This is a genomic window from Caballeronia zhejiangensis, assembly GCF_022879815.1.
GTDB classification, from domain to species: Bacteria; Pseudomonadota; Gammaproteobacteria; order Burkholderiales; family Burkholderiaceae; genus Caballeronia; species Caballeronia zhejiangensis.
This window is the reverse complement of record NZ_CP084283.1, coordinates 530789-546856: the sequence shown is the minus strand read 5'-3', so window position 1 is coordinate 546856 and position 16068 is coordinate 530789. Positions and strand designations below refer to the sequence as shown.

The 16068-nt window shown below is 65.2% G+C and carries 13 protein-coding genes; 8 read left to right on the top strand and 5 right to left on the bottom strand.

Annotated elements, in window-relative coordinates; translation table 11 throughout:
* Positions 1-6: 6 nt before the first annotated feature.
* The 3 genes from LDZ23_RS02560 to aspT (LDZ23_RS02550) are packed head-to-tail and all read right to left on the bottom strand — an operon-like array spanning position 7 to position 4289.
* A complete protein-coding gene (locus LDZ23_RS02560) occupies positions 7-855 on the bottom strand; it encodes an aldo/keto reductase (protein WP_244807739.1) in 849 nt (282 codons plus the stop codon).
* A gap of 55 nt (positions 856-910) precedes the next feature.
* Positions 911-2602: an aspartate-alanine antiporter gene (gene aspT, locus LDZ23_RS02555; RefSeq protein WP_244807738.1), complete on the bottom strand. Its 1692-nt coding sequence runs from the start codon at positions 2600-2602 to the stop codon at positions 911-913.
* Positions 2603-2606: 4 nt separating this feature from the next.
* On the bottom strand, positions 2607-4289 hold the full coding sequence (gene aspT, locus LDZ23_RS02550) for an aspartate-alanine antiporter (protein WP_244807737.1): 1683 nt from the start codon (positions 4287-4289) through the stop codon (positions 2607-2609).
* Between the two features lie 475 nt (positions 4290-4764).
* On the opposite strand from aspT (LDZ23_RS02550), the gene LDZ23_RS02545 reads away from it, so the two are divergent.
* Positions 4765-5769, top strand: a complete 1005-nt coding sequence (locus LDZ23_RS02545) for a LysR family transcriptional regulator (RefSeq protein ID WP_239295376.1) — start codon at positions 4765-4767, stop codon at positions 5767-5769.
* Between the two features lie 106 nt (positions 5770-5875).
* On the opposite strand, the gene LDZ23_RS02540 is transcribed toward LDZ23_RS02545, so the two are convergent.
* Positions 5876-6382, bottom strand: coding sequence for a plasmid fertility inhibition factor family protein (locus LDZ23_RS02540; protein ID WP_008351228.1), 507 nt, complete (start codon positions 6380-6382; stop codon positions 5876-5878).
* A gap of 233 nt (positions 6383-6615) precedes the next feature.
* On the opposite strand from LDZ23_RS02540, the gene LDZ23_RS02535 reads away from it, so the two are divergent.
* The 4 genes from LDZ23_RS02535 to pdeM are packed head-to-tail and all read left to right on the top strand — an operon-like array spanning position 6616 to position 12574.
* Positions 6616-7644 (top strand): ligase-associated DNA damage response exonuclease, encoded by a 1029-nt coding sequence (locus LDZ23_RS02535; RefSeq protein WP_244807736.1) that lies wholly within the window; start codon positions 6616-6618, stop codon positions 7642-7644.
* Entirely contained in the window at positions 7641-9296 is a 1656-nt protein-coding gene (locus tag LDZ23_RS02530) for an ATP-dependent DNA ligase (protein ID WP_244807735.1), read from the top strand. Before LDZ23_RS02535 ends, LDZ23_RS02530 begins: the two co-directional genes overlap by 4 nt.
* Positions 9293-11890 carry a ligase-associated DNA damage response DEXH box helicase gene (locus LDZ23_RS02525; RefSeq protein WP_244807734.1) on the top strand — a complete coding sequence of 866 codons (2598 nt, stop codon included), beginning with the start codon at positions 9293-9295 and terminating at the stop codon, positions 11888-11890. The genes LDZ23_RS02530 and LDZ23_RS02525 overlap by 4 nt, the downstream gene beginning before the upstream one ends.
* Positions 11891-12574 carry a ligase-associated DNA damage response endonuclease PdeM gene (gene pdeM / locus LDZ23_RS02520; RefSeq protein WP_244807733.1) on the top strand — a complete coding sequence of 228 codons (684 nt, stop codon included), beginning with the start codon at positions 11891-11893 and terminating at the stop codon, positions 12572-12574.
* Here pdeM and LDZ23_RS02515 read toward each other — a convergent pair.
* Positions 12537-12980, bottom strand: a complete 444-nt coding sequence (locus tag LDZ23_RS02515) for a hypothetical protein (protein WP_244807732.1) — start codon at positions 12978-12980, stop codon at positions 12537-12539. The two genes, pdeM and LDZ23_RS02515, sit on opposite strands and share 38 nt — an antisense overlap.
* 327 nt (positions 12981-13307) lie before the next feature.
* Here LDZ23_RS02515 and LDZ23_RS02510 point away from each other — a divergent pair, with 327 nt between their 5' ends.
* The 3 genes from LDZ23_RS02510 to LDZ23_RS02500 all read left to right on the top strand — a co-directional run bounded on the left by LDZ23_RS02510 (position 13308) and on the right by LDZ23_RS02500 (position 16066).
* A complete protein-coding gene (locus LDZ23_RS02510) occupies positions 13308-14480 on the top strand; it encodes an MFS transporter (protein WP_033537120.1) in 1173 nt (390 codons plus the stop codon).
* Positions 14481-14502: 22 nt separating this feature from the next.
* Complete coding sequence (locus LDZ23_RS02505) at positions 14503-15642, top strand: MFS transporter (protein WP_244807731.1); 1140 nt, start codon at positions 14503-14505, stop codon at positions 15640-15642.
* A gap of 82 nt (positions 15643-15724) precedes the next feature.
* Positions 15725-16066 carry a zinc ribbon domain-containing protein YjdM gene (locus LDZ23_RS02500; RefSeq protein ID WP_244807730.1) on the top strand — a complete coding sequence of 114 codons (342 nt, stop codon included), beginning with the start codon at positions 15725-15727 and terminating at the stop codon, positions 16064-16066.
* The last annotated feature ends 2 nt before the right edge of the window (positions 16067-16068 follow it).

The window sequence follows — 16068 nt, the reverse complement described above, 5'->3', positions numbered from 1 at the left end:
GCGTCGTCACAGCATTTCGAGCGGGCGCTTCGACTTCGGCGGCTTGAACTGTCGATCGATGTCCGCGAGCTCGTCGGCGGACAGGTGAAGATCGAGCGCCGCGCGATTCTCGCGAACGTGCGCGACATCCGACGCTTTCGGAATCGCGAATACCTGCGGCTGCTGTAGCACCCACGCGAGCGCCACCTGAAACGCCGACACGCCGCGCGCCGCCGCGATCTGTTCCAGCGCGCCGCCGCGCGGCAGACGCGCGTGATCGACGGGGCTGTACGCCATCGCGGGCATGCGGTGCTCACGCAGCCACGGCAACAGATCGAACTCCGCCCCGCGCCGCGCGACGTTGAAGAGAATCTGATCGGTCGCGCAGGCGTCGCCGCCATCGAGCGATAAGAGCTCTTCCATGTCGTCCGTGTCGAAGTTGCTCACGCCCCAGTGGCGAATCTTGCCGTCGTCCTTCAGTTTTTCGAAACCCGCGATCACGCCTTCGAGATCCTCGCCGCCGCGCCAGTGCAGCAAATACAGATCGATGCGATCGGTCTTCAGGCGTTTCAGGCTGCGCTCGCATGCGCTCTGCACGCCGCGCTCGCTGCCGTTATGCGGATACACCTTGCTGACGATGAAAAGCTCGTCGCGCCTGTCGCCGAGCGCTTCGGCGATGAGCTTCTCGCTTTCGCCTTCGCCGTACATCTCGGCGGTATCGACGAGCGTCATGCCGAGATCGACGCCCTCGCGCAAAGCGGCAATCTCGCTCTTGCGCGCGTTCGGGCGCTCGCCCATTTCCCAGGTGCCCTGGCCGAGTTTCGGAATCGCTTCGCCGGACGGAAGCGTGACGGTTGCCGCATTGGATTGAGCCATGAAGAAGTCTCCTTGCAGGTCCGCCGATTATGGCGCAAGGAGCACGCCCGCCGCTTCAGACGAGCCCGACCACCAAAGGTCCGAGCAAGGTCAGCAGCACGTTCGCCAACGCATACGTGATCGCGAACGGCACCGTCGGCGCGGCGCTTTCGGCTTTGTCGAGCACGCCGCCGAACGCCGGATTCGCACTGCGCGAACCGGTGAGCGCGCCCGCGAGCAGCGCCGCGTTGTCGTAACGCAGGACGTAGCGGCCGAAGAGCATCGTCAGCACGAGCGGAAACAGCGTGACGAACACGCCGAGCAGGAAGATCGTCAGCCCGCTCTGTTTCACCGTGACGACCGCCTGCAAGCCGGAATTCAGCCCGACCACCGCGACGAACGCCGCCAGTCCGAAATCCTTCAGCAATTGCGATGCGGCCGGCGGCATCACGCCGTACATCGGATGCTTGCCGCGCATCCAGCCGAACAGCAAACCGGTGAGCAGGCAGCCGCCGCCCGAGCCGAGCGTGAGCGGCACGCCGCCTGCATCGACGACGATCAGCCCGATCAGCAACCCGAGCACGATACCCACGCCCATGTAGATGAAATCGGTCTTGTCGGAATACGGCAGTTCGTAACCGGCGGCATCGACGGCGCGCTTCGTGTCCTGCGGCGCGCCGTAGAACGTGATGACATCGCCGTGATCGAGCGTCGTCTCGGGCAGCACCGGCAACGGATGCCCCGCACGCGTGATGCCGTGGATATACACGCCGTGCCGAATGTCGCGATCGACCGTCGCGCGCACGTCGGCGATGCTCACGTGGTTCATCCCGCGCTTCGTGAACACGCCCTGACGCTTCTGCATGACGACGCTGCTGCCATCGGCGTCCGCGATTTCCTCGCCGATGTGCGCCGTCGCGCCCGCCATCGCCTCGCGCCGCCCGACGACGAGCACGATATCGCCCGCTCGCAATACGAAGTCCGCGGCAGGCTCCAGCGCGCGCCCGCCGCGCCGGATGCGCTCGACGGTGATCATGTCCCGGTCGTCGACTTCGACGTGCGCGACCGTGCGCCCCGCCGCGCCATCGTGCGTCACGCGATACGTGCGTCCGACGAGCGCGGGCAACGCCGAAATCTGCCCTGGTCCGGGACCGGACGCCCCGCCCGCGAGCGCCTTCTCCGCTTCGATCGACGCATCCCTGAGACTCTGCCCCATGAACTTCGGCAGGATGTTCACGCATACGATGATCGCGCCGAGCGAGCCGAACACGTACGTTACCGCGTACGCGACCGCGACGTCGGCCTGCAACGCCTTGGTCTGATCGGCGGGCAATCCGAGCCGCGCGATCGCATCGCCCGCCGTGCCGATAATCGCCGATTGCGTCAGCGCCCCGCCCGCGAGTCCGGCCGCTAGCCCCTTGTTGAGCCCGAACAGCTTCGCGCAGACGATCACGCTCGCGAGCGCCGTCACCGCGAGGAACAGCGCCATCGCGATTTCGCGCAGCGTGCGGCGGTTGATCGAGCTGAAAAACTGCGGGCCGGAGTCGTAGCCGACCGCGTAGATGAACACGGCGAACATCACGGATTTCACGCCGTTGTCGATCTGCACGCCCGCCTGGCTCACGATCACCGCCGCGATCAGCGAGCCGCCCACGCCGCCCAGTTGAAACTTGCCGAAGCTGATCTGGCCGATCAGATAACCCGCCGCGAGCGAAAGAAAGAGCGCCGATTCCGGCGCTTTCTGGAAGATGTCGTGGAGCCATTCCATACGGTCAGCCCAGTTTGCTCGTGAGCCCGACGATCACCGGGCCGAGCAGCGGCAACAGCACGTTCGAGAGCGCATACGTGATCGTGTAGCCGATCATCGGCGTCGCGTTGCCCGTCACGCCGACGAGCGCGCTGATCGCGGGCGTGCTGCATTGCTGCCCCGCGATCGCGCCGAGCAGCATCGGCACGTCGAGCTTGAGCAGCCATCGTCCGATGAAGAGCGACGCGAGCGCCGGCACGAGCGTGATGACGATGCCCGCGACCGGCAGCGCGATGCCGTATTCGCGAACGAGCCGCAACGCGTCCGGGCCCGCCGACAGCCCGACCGCCGCGATGAACGTGCACAGGCCGAAGTCCTTCAATATCTGCGCCGCCGCCGAGGGCAGCGAGCCGGTCAGCGGATAACGCGAGCGGATCCAGCCGAACAGCAGCCCCGCGAGCAGGCAGCCGCCGCCCGTCCCGAGCGTGAGATCGATGTCGCCGGCATGTACCGACAGCCGCCCGACCGCGATGCCGAGCAGCACGCCGAGCCCGAGGAACACGAAGTCGGTTTTCTGCGTCGCGCGGATGATGTAGCCGAGCCTGGCCGCGCCGCGCGCGACATCCTCCTTGTTGCCCATGAGCGTCAGCACGTCGCCGCGATGCACCTGCGTGCCGGCGAGCGCGGGAATCGTGCTGTCGAGACGCGTCACGGCCGCGACGAAGACGCCGTGGGCGTCGGCGGGCGCGGCGCGGGCGCGCACCTGGGCGAGCGTGAGGCCGTGCAGTTCGCGCCGCGTGAGCATCACATCCGTGCGTTCGACATAGACATCGGAGACGCCGTTGCCGAAAACTTCCTCGCCGATCGCGGGAATCGCCTCGACCAGCGCCTCGCGCCGCCCGCCGACCACGACGAGATCGCCCGCCTTCAGCATGACCGCCGCTTGCGGCTTGATGACCGAGCGGTCGCGCTGCACGCGCTGCACGCTGATGTTGTCGCGAAAGCGCTTCTCCAGGTCGCCGACGGTGAGGCCCGCGGCGGCCGTCACCCTTAGCTCGCGGCCCGCGAGCGGCGGCGCGGCGGGCGTCTGCCCGGTGCCGAGCGCGCCGTCGCCGCCCAGCTTGCGCCACACGCGCTCCGCTTCGTCGCGCAGATTCACGCGCAGGATGAGCGGCGCGAACTGGCTCGTGAACAGCACGATCGTGACGAGGCCGAACAGATAGCTCACGCTGTAAGCGGTGACGATGTTCGCCTGCAGCCGCGCGGTATCTGTCGTGGACAGGCCGAGCCGCCCGATGGCCTCCGACGCCGTGCCGATCACCGCGGATTCCGTCGCGCCGCCGGCAAGCAAGCCGGCCGCCGTTCCCGCGTCGAGTTTCAATATGACGGCGGCGCCGAGCACGAGCGCGACCACGACGACGATCTCGACGATCGACAACGCGCCGTAACGCCAGCCGCGCCCGATGTTCGCGAAGAACTGCGGGCCGCCCGTGAAACCCAGCGCGAAGATGAAGAGCGCGAATGCGATGTTCTTGAGATCGGGTGAAATGCGCGCGCCGCTTTGTCCAAGAATCAGCGCGACGACGAGTGTGCCGCAAACGCCGCCGAGCTGAATGGGGCCGAGCTTCACGGACCCGACGAGATAACCAATAGCGAGGCTCGAAAATAGGGCGATTTCAGGATGCGCCGCAAGCAGAGTCCAAATCATGACGTCAACCCGTGTTTTCGAATTTCGAACGTAATTGCGGCATCGATATATCCATCAATATCCGAAAAGAGAAACGGGTTTGCACCAAAAGTTTTAATCGGCATTTACCGGGCGATATATAAAATCTCTTTCGGCCTTGAGTGTTACTTCGATGCGTTCGCACGCGGAAAGCGCGCAGAAAATGCCGTTTTTTAAGCAAATTAACCATACAGTCCTAATTCGCGAAAGATTTACGAAATACATGCATTTCGTACCTATTGCATTTCGAACAGCGCTAAATTAGTTTTCGAAACATGCGTCTTCGCTATTAACAGCGGCAATAACGATGCGGTAAATTTATCGCTCAATGGAAATTTGATATTGCAAATTTGGTTAGCTCTAAATATTATCGACTTAACGCGAGATTCAAGAACCGGACACAAAGTTGTCCTAGAACAACATGTCCGGCCCGTGTGGTAAAACCTGAGAGGGCTAAATGATGAATCAGATCCATGCAATGCGTGTGTTCGTGCGCGTGGCAGACACGGAGAGTTTTCGCCGCGCTGCTCAACAACTCGATGTCTCGAATGCGCTCGTGACTCGGGCAATCGCGATGCTCGAAGCGCATTTGCGAACACGTCTCATCAACCGCACTACCCGCAATCTGTCTCTCACGGAAGCGGGCACACGCTATCTCGAGGGCTGCCGCGCGTTGCTGGAGGAACTGGATCATCTGGAATCCACAGTCACGCACACCGAAGGCGAGCCGAGCGGCACTTTGCGCGTCGTTGCATCCAGCGCGCTTTCGCTGCTCACGCTGACGCCGCTCATCGACGGCTTCCGCAAGGTGTATCCGAAGGTCAACGTGCGGCTCACGCTCGCGGAGCGCCATGTCGATCTCGTCGAGGACGGCTATGACGTCGGCATCGTCACGGCGTTCATGGTGTCGAGCACCGCGCTCATCGAGCGGCCGGTCGGCACCAGCGCGCTCGTGACGGTCGCGACGCCCGCGTTCGTCGCCGAGCACGGCACGCCCGCCACGCCGACCGATCTGCAAACGTTGCCGTCCGTCGGACTGCCGAACGAAATGCGCAGCCAGACCTGGCATTTCCGGCATCGTCACGGCGCCGCCGATCAGGTCACGCTCGCGCCGGTCTACACGGTCAACAACGCGCTGATGGTGCGTCTCGCCACGCTGAAAAGCATGGGCTTCTCGATTCTTCCCGAAGGCATCGTGCGGGCAGACATCGAAAGCGGCACGCTCGTCCGCCTGCTCGACGGCTATTCGATCGACGACCCCGACATGAAAGTGTCGATCGTATATCCGGGGCGGCAATATCTGCCCGCGAAGACGCGCTTTTTCATCGACTATGCGCTGGACTATCTCGGCCGGGAATTCACCGCGCAAGGCGGCACGCGTCCCGACGAAATCATCCGCCCGACCATGCCGGCGATGATGCCGATGCAGGCGTTGCGCAACGCGACCGCGACCGCCAACTGAAGCCATAGCAAGCACAAGGGCCAGCACGGCGTTTTACCGCCGTCTGACCCAATCTCCCGATCGCACCGCACAACTAAGCTTCGTCCAGCGCCGAATCGGGCGGCGCTCAACCCTCCCCGTACTCCGCATTCGACGCATCCGGCGCCGCGCACATCTCGCGCAGCAAGGACGCCTCGCGCTCGTGCACTTCAACCGGCATCAACAAGGCGCCGGCATAGGCCATGTAGCGCGCGCGATGCTGGCCGTTGCGAAACGCCACGACACCTTCCCGATGCACGCCCAGCAACCCGAGCAGCCCGGGCGAGCGGCGCACGCTGATCGTCACGTAGGGCATTTCGGGCACGCGCGGATTGTCCGGATCGAGAAACTCGCGGATGCCGCGCACCTTGCCCGCGTGCCAGTCGTCGACGGCCTTGAGCACGTAGTCGGTGTCGTCGCGATCGGCGCACGCGAGGAGCTTCCTCACGTCGACGAGCACGACCTGATGACGCGAGCCATGGTCGGTGAACACCCGCTTCAGCCGCACGAAGTCGTACTGCGGATGGCTCTGCAATCTGACGATCCAGACCGCTTCTGCGGCGGTCGGCGCAACCATCGTGTCCATGTTCGGCATAGGAGGAAGACTGCGGCGCGCGCCCCGTGCGCGCGTGTTTCGCTGACAAGCAGCCTGAACGACCGCCGCTGAACAGGCGCTCGGGCTAAACAAACTTTTACACCCTAGACGCAATTCGTGAAAGCGCCATGACGGGCACGGCATGTGCTTTTGTTGCCAGAATCGAACACATGGACATAGCCTGCGAGATCGCTTGTCATGTGACTTTCATTCACGGCACCGATCAACGACTCGTGGACACTTCTTCCGATCTCATCGTCGCGCGGCCCGAGGGTCTTTTCTGTGTGCCGGGCAAATTCCATATCGACCCGTGGCGGCCTGTCGAACGTGCCGTCATCACGCACGCGCATGCCGATCACGCGCGCTTCGGGCACACGCATTACCTGGCGGCCGAGCCCGGCGTCGGCGTGTTGCTGTCGCGGCTGCCGGGCATCGATGTTCAAGCGCTCGCTTACGGAGAAGCAATCGTCGTGAACGGTGTGCGCGTGTCGCTGCATCCCGCCGGGCACGTGCTCGGATCGGCGCAGGTGCGCGTTGAACACAAGGGCCGCGTGTGGGTCGCGTCCGGCGATTACAAGGTCGAGCCCGACCCGACCTGCGCGCCGTTCGAGCCGGTACGCTGCGATACGTTCATCACCGAATCGACGTTCGGGCTGCCGATCTATCGATGGGACAGCTCGCGCGATGTCTTCGACGGCATCGACTCATGGTGGCGGCATAACGCGGCGCAAGGCCGCGCGTCGGTGCTGTTCTGCTATTCGTTCGGCAAGGCGCAGCGCGTGCTCGCGGGCGTCGATGCCGCCATCGGTCCGATCTTCTGTCACGGCGCGGTCGAGCCGCTCAATCGCGCGTATCGCGAATCGGGCGTCGCGTTGCCGCCGACGCGCCTCGTCAGCGAGATCGCCGCGAAAGACAAGGCCGCGTTCAAAGGCGCGCTGATCGTCGCGCCGCCGTCCGCGCAAGGCAGCACCTGGATGCGCCGCTTCGGCGAATACAGCGATGCCTTCGCGTCCGGCTGGATGCGTCTGCGCGGCACGCGGCGCCGCAAGGGCGTCGATCGCGGCTTCGTGCTCTCGGATCACGCGGACTGGCCCGGCCTGCAGCTCGCCATCGGTGCGAGCGGCGCCGAGCGCGTGATCGTCACGCACGGACAGATCGAGCCGATGGTGCGCTGGCTCAACGAGCAAGGCCTCGATGCGGGCGCGTTCACGACCGAATACGGCGACGACGCCATCGAAGCCGATATGGCGCAAACATCATGAAGCGCTTCGCGACGCTCTACGCCGCGCTCGACGCGACGACATCGACGAACGAAAAGCTCGAAGCGCTGATCGCGTATTTCTCGGGCGCGCAAGCCGAAGACGCCGCGTGGGCGTCGTACTTTCTCGCAGGCGGCAAGCCGCGCCAGTCGGTGCCGACGCGTCTGCTCACCGAGTTCGCCCGCGAACGCGCGGGCTTGCCGGAGTGGCTCTTCGAAGAGTCGTATCAGGCGGTCGGCGATCTCGCTGAAACCATCGCGCACGTTTTGCCGCCGGCGTCGGGAGAATCGTCGCTCGGACTCGCGCAATGGATCGAGGAACGCATCCTCACGCTGCGCGGCGCGGATCCGTCCGAATTGCGCGAGCGGCTTCTGAGTTACTGGGACGAACTCAACTGGAGCGAGCGTTTCCTGCTGACGAAGCTGATCGGCGGCGGCTTTCGCGTCGGCGTCGCGCGGCAGCTCGTCGTGCGCGCGCTCGCGCAGGTCGCGGGCGTCGATCATAAGCGCATCGCGCAACGCATGGTCGGCTGGACCGATTCGCGCGAGAAGCCGAGCGCCGCGCGCTATCTTCGGCTGATCGCGCCGGCAGCAGAAGGCGATGACGTCGACACGCCGCACGAAAGCGATATCGGCCTGCCGTATCCGTTCTTTCTCGCGCATCCGCTGCAGGCCGATCCGGCGACGCTCGGCTCGCCCGACGACTGGATCGTCGAATGGAAATGGGACGGCATACGCGCGCAGCTCGTGAAGCGCGCGGGCCGCGTATGGATCTGGTCGCGCGGCGAGGATCTCGTCACGGAGCGCTTTCCGGAGCTCGCGTCGCTCGGCGAAGCGTTGCCCGACGGCACCGTGATCGACGGCGAAATCCTCGCGTGGGAACCGGGCGCGGACGCGCCCTTGCCCTTCGCGCGACTGCAGCCGCGCATCACGCGCAAGTCGCTCACGAAGAAAGTGCTGGCCGATTCCCCCGCCGCGCTGCTTGCCTACGATCTGCTCGAAATCGATGGCCGCGATCAGCGCATGGAGCCGCTGCACGCGCGGCGCGCGCAACTCGACGCGCTCGCGTCGTCGCTTGCGGTGAATGTCTTGCGCGTGTCGCCGGTCGTGACGGCATCCGACTGGACTGCACTGGCGAAATTGCGCGACGAAAGCCGTGCGCGCGGCGTCGAAGGATTCATGCTGAAGGAACGCGCGTCGATGTACGGCGTCGGGCGCACGAAGGCGTCGGGAACGTGGTGGAAGTGGAAGATCGATCCGTATGCGATCGACGCCGTGCTGCTCTATGCGCAGCGCGGTCACGGCCGGCGCGCGAGCTTGTACACGGATTTCACCTTCGCCGTCTGGGACGAAGCCGACGGCACGCGCACGCTCGTGCCCTTCGCAAAAGCGTATTCAGGACTGACCGACGAAGAAATGCGCCAGGTCGATGCGATCGTGCGCAAGACGACCATCGAGAAATTCGGGCCGGTGAGAAGCGTCACGCCGACGCTCGTCTTCGAGATCGGCTTCGAAGGCATACAGGCGAGCCCGCGTCACAAATCGGGCATCGCCGTGCGCTTTCCGCGCATGCTGCGCTGGCGCACCGATAAAAAAATCGAAGACGCCGATACGCTCGACATCCTCAAGGGCTTTCTGAACGAGGCCACGGCATGAGCGAGTCCGAATCGGCCGGCGAGCGCAGGCACCGCGCGCCGCGACCTCGACGCGTGCCGCGCACGCGTGCGGCGCAGGCAAAACTCGATGCCGCCGCCGAATCCTTCACGCCCGCGCCTTTCGCGTACGACGCGAACGAAGCTGCAAAGCCAATCGACGAACGCATCGCGCGCTGGTTCGACGAGCGCGGCTGGCAGCCTTTCGAGTTTCAGCGCGAAGCGTGGCGTGAGATCGAGCGTGGCGCGAGCGGCCTGCTGCACGCGACGACGGGCGCGGGCAAAACGTGGGCCGTGTGGCTCGGGGCGCTCGCGGCTTTCGCGCGGTCATCGAAAGCCGATAAAAATCCCGCGCCGCTCACCGTCCTCTGGATCACGCCAATGCGCGCGCTCGCCGCCGACAGCGCCCGCGCGCTGCAAAGCGCCGTCACTGCGCTGAACGTGCCGTGGACGGTCGGGCTGCGCACCGGCGACACGTCATCGACGGAACGCGCGCGTCAGAGTCGCCGGATGCCGTCCGCGCTCGTCACGACGCCCGAAAGCCTCACGCTGATGCTCACGCGCGCCAACGCGCAAGAAGAACTGAAGCATCTGCGCATGATCGTCGTCGATGAATGGCACGAACTGCTCGGCAACAAGCGCGGCACGCAGACGCAACTGGCGGTCGCGCGGCTCGCGCGCTGGCGTCCCGATCTGCAGATCTGGGGCTTGTCCGCGACGCTCGGCAATCTCGCGCTCGCGCACGATGCGTTGCTGCATCCGGTGAAGACGCCGCGCGTCGTGGTGCGTGGCGCGCAGCCGAAAACGCTCGTCGTCGATACGCTGATTCCCGAAACCATCGAGCGCTTCCCGTGGGGTGGCCATCTCGGCGTGCGGCAAGTCGGTCCCGTCGCCGACGAAATCGAGCGCGCGCAAAGCTCGCTCGTCTTCACCAACACGCGTTCACAATCGGAAATCTGGTATCGCGCGCTGCTCGAATTGCGGCCCGACTGGGCCGGCTTGCTCGCGCTGCATCACGGATCGCTCGACAAGGCAGTGCGCGACTGGGTCGAACTAGGCTTGAAGAACGGGCAACTGAAGGCGGTCGTGTGCACGTCGAGTCTCGATCTGGGCGTCGATTTTCTGCCGGTCGATCGCGTTTTTCAGATCGGCTCGCCCAAAGGCGTCGCGCGTCTGATGCAGCGCGCGGGACGCTCGGGGCACGCGCCGGGGCGCGTATCGCGCGTGACGATCGTGCCGACGCATGCGCTCGAACTCGTCGAAGCGGCCGCGGCGCGCTGGGCGATCGAAGAGCGGCGCATCGAAGGACGCGACATGCCGTTGAAGCCGCTCGACGTGCTCGTCCAGCATCTCGTGACGGTGGCGATCGGCGGCGGCTTCACGCCCGCCGACATGCTCGACGAAGTGAAGAGCGCGTATGCGTATCGCGATCTGACGCAGCGGGAATTCGACTGGGCGCTCGCTTTCGTCGAGCGCGGCGGCGCATCGCTCGCGGCGTATCCGGACTTTCATCGCGTAGTGAAGGACGATGACGGCGTGTATCGCGTGCCGCGCGAAGACCTCGTGCGCAGGCATCGCAACAACGTCGGGACAATAGTTGCAAACGCAACCATCAACGTCGCCTATATGACGGGCGGGCGCATCGGCGCGATGGAGGAGTCGTTCATCTCGCGCTTGAAGCCCGGCGATGTCTTCACCTTCGGCGGACGCGCGCTCGAACTCGTGCGCGTGCGCGACATGACCGCGTATGTGAAACGCGCGACTTCATCGCGCGGGGCGATGCCGCAATGGGCGGGCAGCAAGATGCCGCTGTCGTCCGAACTGGCCGATGCCGCGCTCGTGATGCTCGCGCGCGCCAACGACGGCATCTACGACGAGCCGGAAATGCGCGCCGTCAAACCGCTGCTCGATTTGCAGGCGAAGTGGTCCGCGCTGCCGGGGCCGGGCGTGCTCGTCGTCGAACGCGTGCGCTCGCGCGAAGGTCATCACTTCTTTTGCTATCCGTTTGCGGGGCGCATGGCGCATATTGGCCTGGGATCGCTGATCGGATGGCGCGTCGCACGCGATCAGCCGAGCACGTTTTCGATTTCGATGAACGATTACGGCTTCGAACTGCTGTCGGCAAAACCGTTCGACTGGGAGACGCTCATCGCGGAAGGGCTTTTTTCCCCGGAGAATCTGGAGCACGACATTCTCGCGAGCCTCAACGCATCCGAATTGTCGGCGCGGCGTTTTCGCGAAATCGCGCGCGTGTCGGGGCTGATTTATCAGGGGCATCCGGGACAGCAGAAAAGCGCGAGGCAATTGCAGGCGTCGAGCGGATTGTTCTACGAAGTCTTTCGCAAGCACGACAGCAGCAATCTGCTGCTTGCGCAGGCCGATCAGGAAGTGATGCTGCAGGAACTCGAACTCGGCCGCATCCGCGCGGCGCTCGAACGCATGAGCGCGAGCCGCCTCGCGCTGCATGCGCCGAAGAAGCCCACGCCGTTCGCGTTTCCGCTGATCGTCGCGCGCTTGCGGGAAAAGGTGAGCACGGAGAAGCTCTCGGATCGCGTCGAGCGCATGCTCGCGGATCTGGAGAAGGCGGCGAAGACATAAATGGAAGCTTTGACCATCGATGTGAATGGCCACGCGCTCGTCCTATCCGCCGATCGCGCGGCGTTCGATCCGCACGCCCGAAGCCTTTTCATCGCCGATGCGCACTTCGGCAAGGACGCCGTGTTCCGCGCGCGCGGCATTCCGGTGCCCGTCGGCACGACCGGCGAGAGCCTCGCGCGGCTCGATGCGCTCGTCGCGGCGCATCGGCCGGAATCGATCGTCTTTCTCGGCGACTTGCTGCACGCGCGCGAATCCCACGCCGACGAGACGCTCGACGCCCTCGCCGCGTGGCGCGCGAAGCATCGCGAACTCGCGCTCGTGCTCGTCGAAGGCAATCACGACAGGCACGCGGGCGCGCTGCCCGCGCTGTACGGCGTCGATGTCGTGAAGGAACCGCACGCGCTCGGACCGTGGGCGCTTTGCCATCATCCGCAGACGGTCGATGGCGCTTACGCGCTCGCGGGACACGAGCATCCGGTGTACCGGCTCGCGACGCGCGTCGACAGCGCGCGTCTGCCGTGCTTCCGCTTCGGCCCTCGCGCGGGCGTGCTGCCGGCGTTCGGCGCGTTCACGGGCGGCTTCGCAGTCAACGGCGGCGTGCGCGGCGAAGCGCTCTACGTGATCGCGGGCGAGCGCGTGTTCCCGCTCAGTGATAGACGTTCGTCGACGATTGCAGCTTCGTGAGCTTGCCGCGCTGCAAGCGGTACCAGCCGAGATTCGACTGCATCACCACCTCCTCGCGTTGCCAGAACACGCGCTTGACCGTCATGCGCTGGCCGGCGCGCTGCACGAGTGGCGGATGGCGGCGGAAATCGTAGAGGATCGGGCCTGAACCGGTCTGCACGAGCATGCGCGTGACGGTGTCGCTCGTGCCGGAAGTTTCATCGAAATGGACGACGCGCTTCGCGTCGAAGCGATCGAATACCTCTTTGTCGATGACCGCGGCCATGCCGGATTCATCGCGGAGAAAGTGCAGCGTTCCCGCCTGCGTTGCGATGGGCCCGGCGGCGTCGCTCTGGGCGAACGCAAGCGTAGCGATGAACAGCGTGCCGGCGGCTGCCGCGTGAATACAGAATTTTGTCAGTGACATCTTTCTCGTTCAAAAAGTTGCTGCGTTTTACCAACACTGCGACCAACACTGCGCGGCGCCCCCGACGCGCAAGGAATGCGAGGCCGCGAGCGTGTTACCGGAAACATCTGACGCATGGCGGCGCAGCGTTTGCAAGAGTCGTGCGCCGCTGCCGCGTCAGAAAGAATATCCGTTCGGGCCGGAGCATGGATCGGCCGATCGGAATAAGGGTTTATACCAGCGTCGAAAATGACGTTTCGGTACAATTCGAGCCTTCAACTCCGCCTCGGCGCCTGCATCGCTCAATCCGACGATGCGCCCAGACGTGACATCTCCTTCTCTTCCGCCATGCCTCTGCCTCTTTTCGCTCTCGCCATTGCCGCGTTCGGCATCGGCACGACGGAATTCGTCATCATGGGCCTGTTGCCCAACGTCGCGCGCGATCTCGCGGTGACGATTCCGGCGGCGGGCATGCTCGTGTCCGGCTATGCGCTCGGCGTGACGGTCGGCGCGCCGATTCTGGCCGTCGTCACCGCGAAGATGCCGCGCAAGAAGGCGCTGATGAGCCTGATCGGCGTGTTCATCGTCGGCAATCTGCTGTGCGCGCTCGCGCCGAACTACTGGGTGCTGATGGGCGCGCGCATCGTCACCGCGTTCTGTCACGGCGCGTTCTTCGGCATCGGCTCGGTGGTCGCGGCCGATCTCGTCGCGCCGAACCGCCGCGCGCAGGCCATCGCGCTGATGTTCACCGGCCTCACGCTCGCCAACGTGCTCGGCGTGCCGCTCGGCACCGCGCTCGGCCAAGCGGCCGGCTGGCGCTCGACGTTCTGGGTCGTCACGCTGATCGGCGTCGCGGCGGCGGGCGCGCTGCATGTGTGCCTGCCGAAGCACATCGAGATGCCGGAAACCAGCATCCTGCGCGAATTCGACGTGCTCAAGAACCCGCAAGTGCTGATGGTGCTCGGCATCAGCGTGCTCGCGTCGGCCAGTCTTTTCTCGGTGTTCACGTATATCACGCCGATTCTCGAAGACGTGACGGGCCTTTCGCCGCACGCGGTCACGTATGTGCTGCTGCTGTTCGGTCTCGGCCTGACGGTCGGCAGCACGCTCGGCGGCAAGCTCGCGGACTGGAAGCTGCTGCGTTCGCTGCTGTCCTTCCTGCTCGCGATCGTCGCCGTTCTGACGATCTTCGCCGGCACGATGCATCAGCCGGTCGCCGCGATGATCACGATCTTCTTCTGGGGCGTGCTCGCCTTCGCGATCGTGCCGCCGCTGCAAATGCTGATCGTGAACCGCGCGAGCGATGCGCCGAATCTCGCATCGACGTTGAACCAGGGCGCGTTCAATCTCGGCAACGCGACGGGCGCGTGGCTCGGCGGCTGCGTGATCGGCGCGGGCGCACCGCTCACGTCGCTGCCGTGGGTCGGCGTACTGATGGCGGTGAGCGCGTTCGGCCTGACGCTGCTCTCGGCGACGCTCGACAAGCGCGCGCGCCGTCTTTCGATCGGACAACCCGCCTGAGTTGCTTCGGGCAGTACGTTGCATGAAAGGCATTCTCTCGCGCGATTTTCTCGCGCTGATTCTGAGCGTCGCGGTTGTCGGCCTGGGGCTCGGCGCGACGCTGCCGCTGACGTCGCTCGCGCTGACGCAATCGGGTTTTGGCACGGACATCGTCGGCTGGATGACGGCGACGCAGGCGCTCGGCGGGCTCATGGTTGCGCCGGTGGCGAGCCGCTTCGCGGGGCGTTGCGGGGCGCGCGAGACGATCGTCGGCACGGTGATCGTCGCGGCGTTCTCGACTATCGCGATGCAGTTCACCGTGAACCTGTGGCTGTGGGCCGTGCTGCGTTTTCTGTGCGGCGCGGCGCTGATGCTGCTTTTCACGATCGGCGAAGCATGGGTCACGCAACTCGCCGACGACTCCACGCGCGGCCGCGTCGTCGCGATCTACGCGACCAACTTCACGCTCTTCCAGATGACGGGCCCGGTGCTCGTCAGCGTGATCGGCGGCTTGCCGTCGATGCGCTTTGCCATCTGCGGGGCGATCTTTCTGCTGGCGTTGCCCGCGCTCGCATCGATACGCGGCGCGCCGCACGCGCTGGCATCGGAAGAAGGCGAGCACGGCGACTGGCGCAGCGTGTTGCCGCGCATGCCCGCGCTCGTGATCGGCACGGGCTTTTTCGCGCTCTTCGACACGCTCGCGCTCTCGCTGATGCCGCTTTTCGCGATGTCGCACGGCGTCGGCGAGGATATCGGCGTGCTGTTCGCATCGGCGATCCTGCTCGGCGATACGACGATGCAGTTCCCGATCGGCTGGCTCGCCGACCGCATCGGGCGCGCGAAGGTGCATGCGGGCGCGGGCGTGGTCGTCGCGCTGCTGCTGCCGCTTTTGCCTTGGGCGATCGCGTATCCGTGGATCTGCTGGCCGCTGCTCTTCGTGACCGGCGCGGCGGCGGGCAGCGTGTACACGCTGTCGCTCGTCGCGTGCGGCGAACGCTTTCGCGGACCGTCGCTGGTCTCGGCGACGGCGATTGTCGGGGCTTCGTGGAGCGTCGCGAGTTTCGGCGGACCGATCGTCGCGGGCACGCTGATGCAGCGCGTCGGCGCCGATGCGCTCATCGGCGTGCTGACGGCGGCCGCGTGCGCGTTTCTCGCTGCGGCGTGGTGGGAGCGGCGCGGTTAGGAGTTCGAGCGTGTCGTTCGGCGCGAGGTCGGCGGTATACTTTTCCGGCCTTCAATTCCGCTACGAGGCATCAAGGAAACGTATGAGCGCTTTACCTCCCTGTCCGCAATGCCGGTCGGCATTCACCTATGAAGATGCGGGCATGTACATCTGTCCCGAATGCGCGCACGAATGGTCCGCGCAGACAGATACCGCATCGGAGCCCGCCGCGAAGGTCTATCGCGATTCCGCGGGCAACGTTCTTCACGATGGCGACACCGTCACCGTCATCAAGGATCTGAAGCTCAAGGGCGGCGGTGGCGTCGTCAAGATGGGCACCAAGGTCAAGAACATCCGGCTCGTCGACGCCGATCACGACATCGACTGCAAAATCGATGGCTTCGGCGCGATGAGCCTCAAGACCGAGTTCGTCAGGAAAGCCTGACC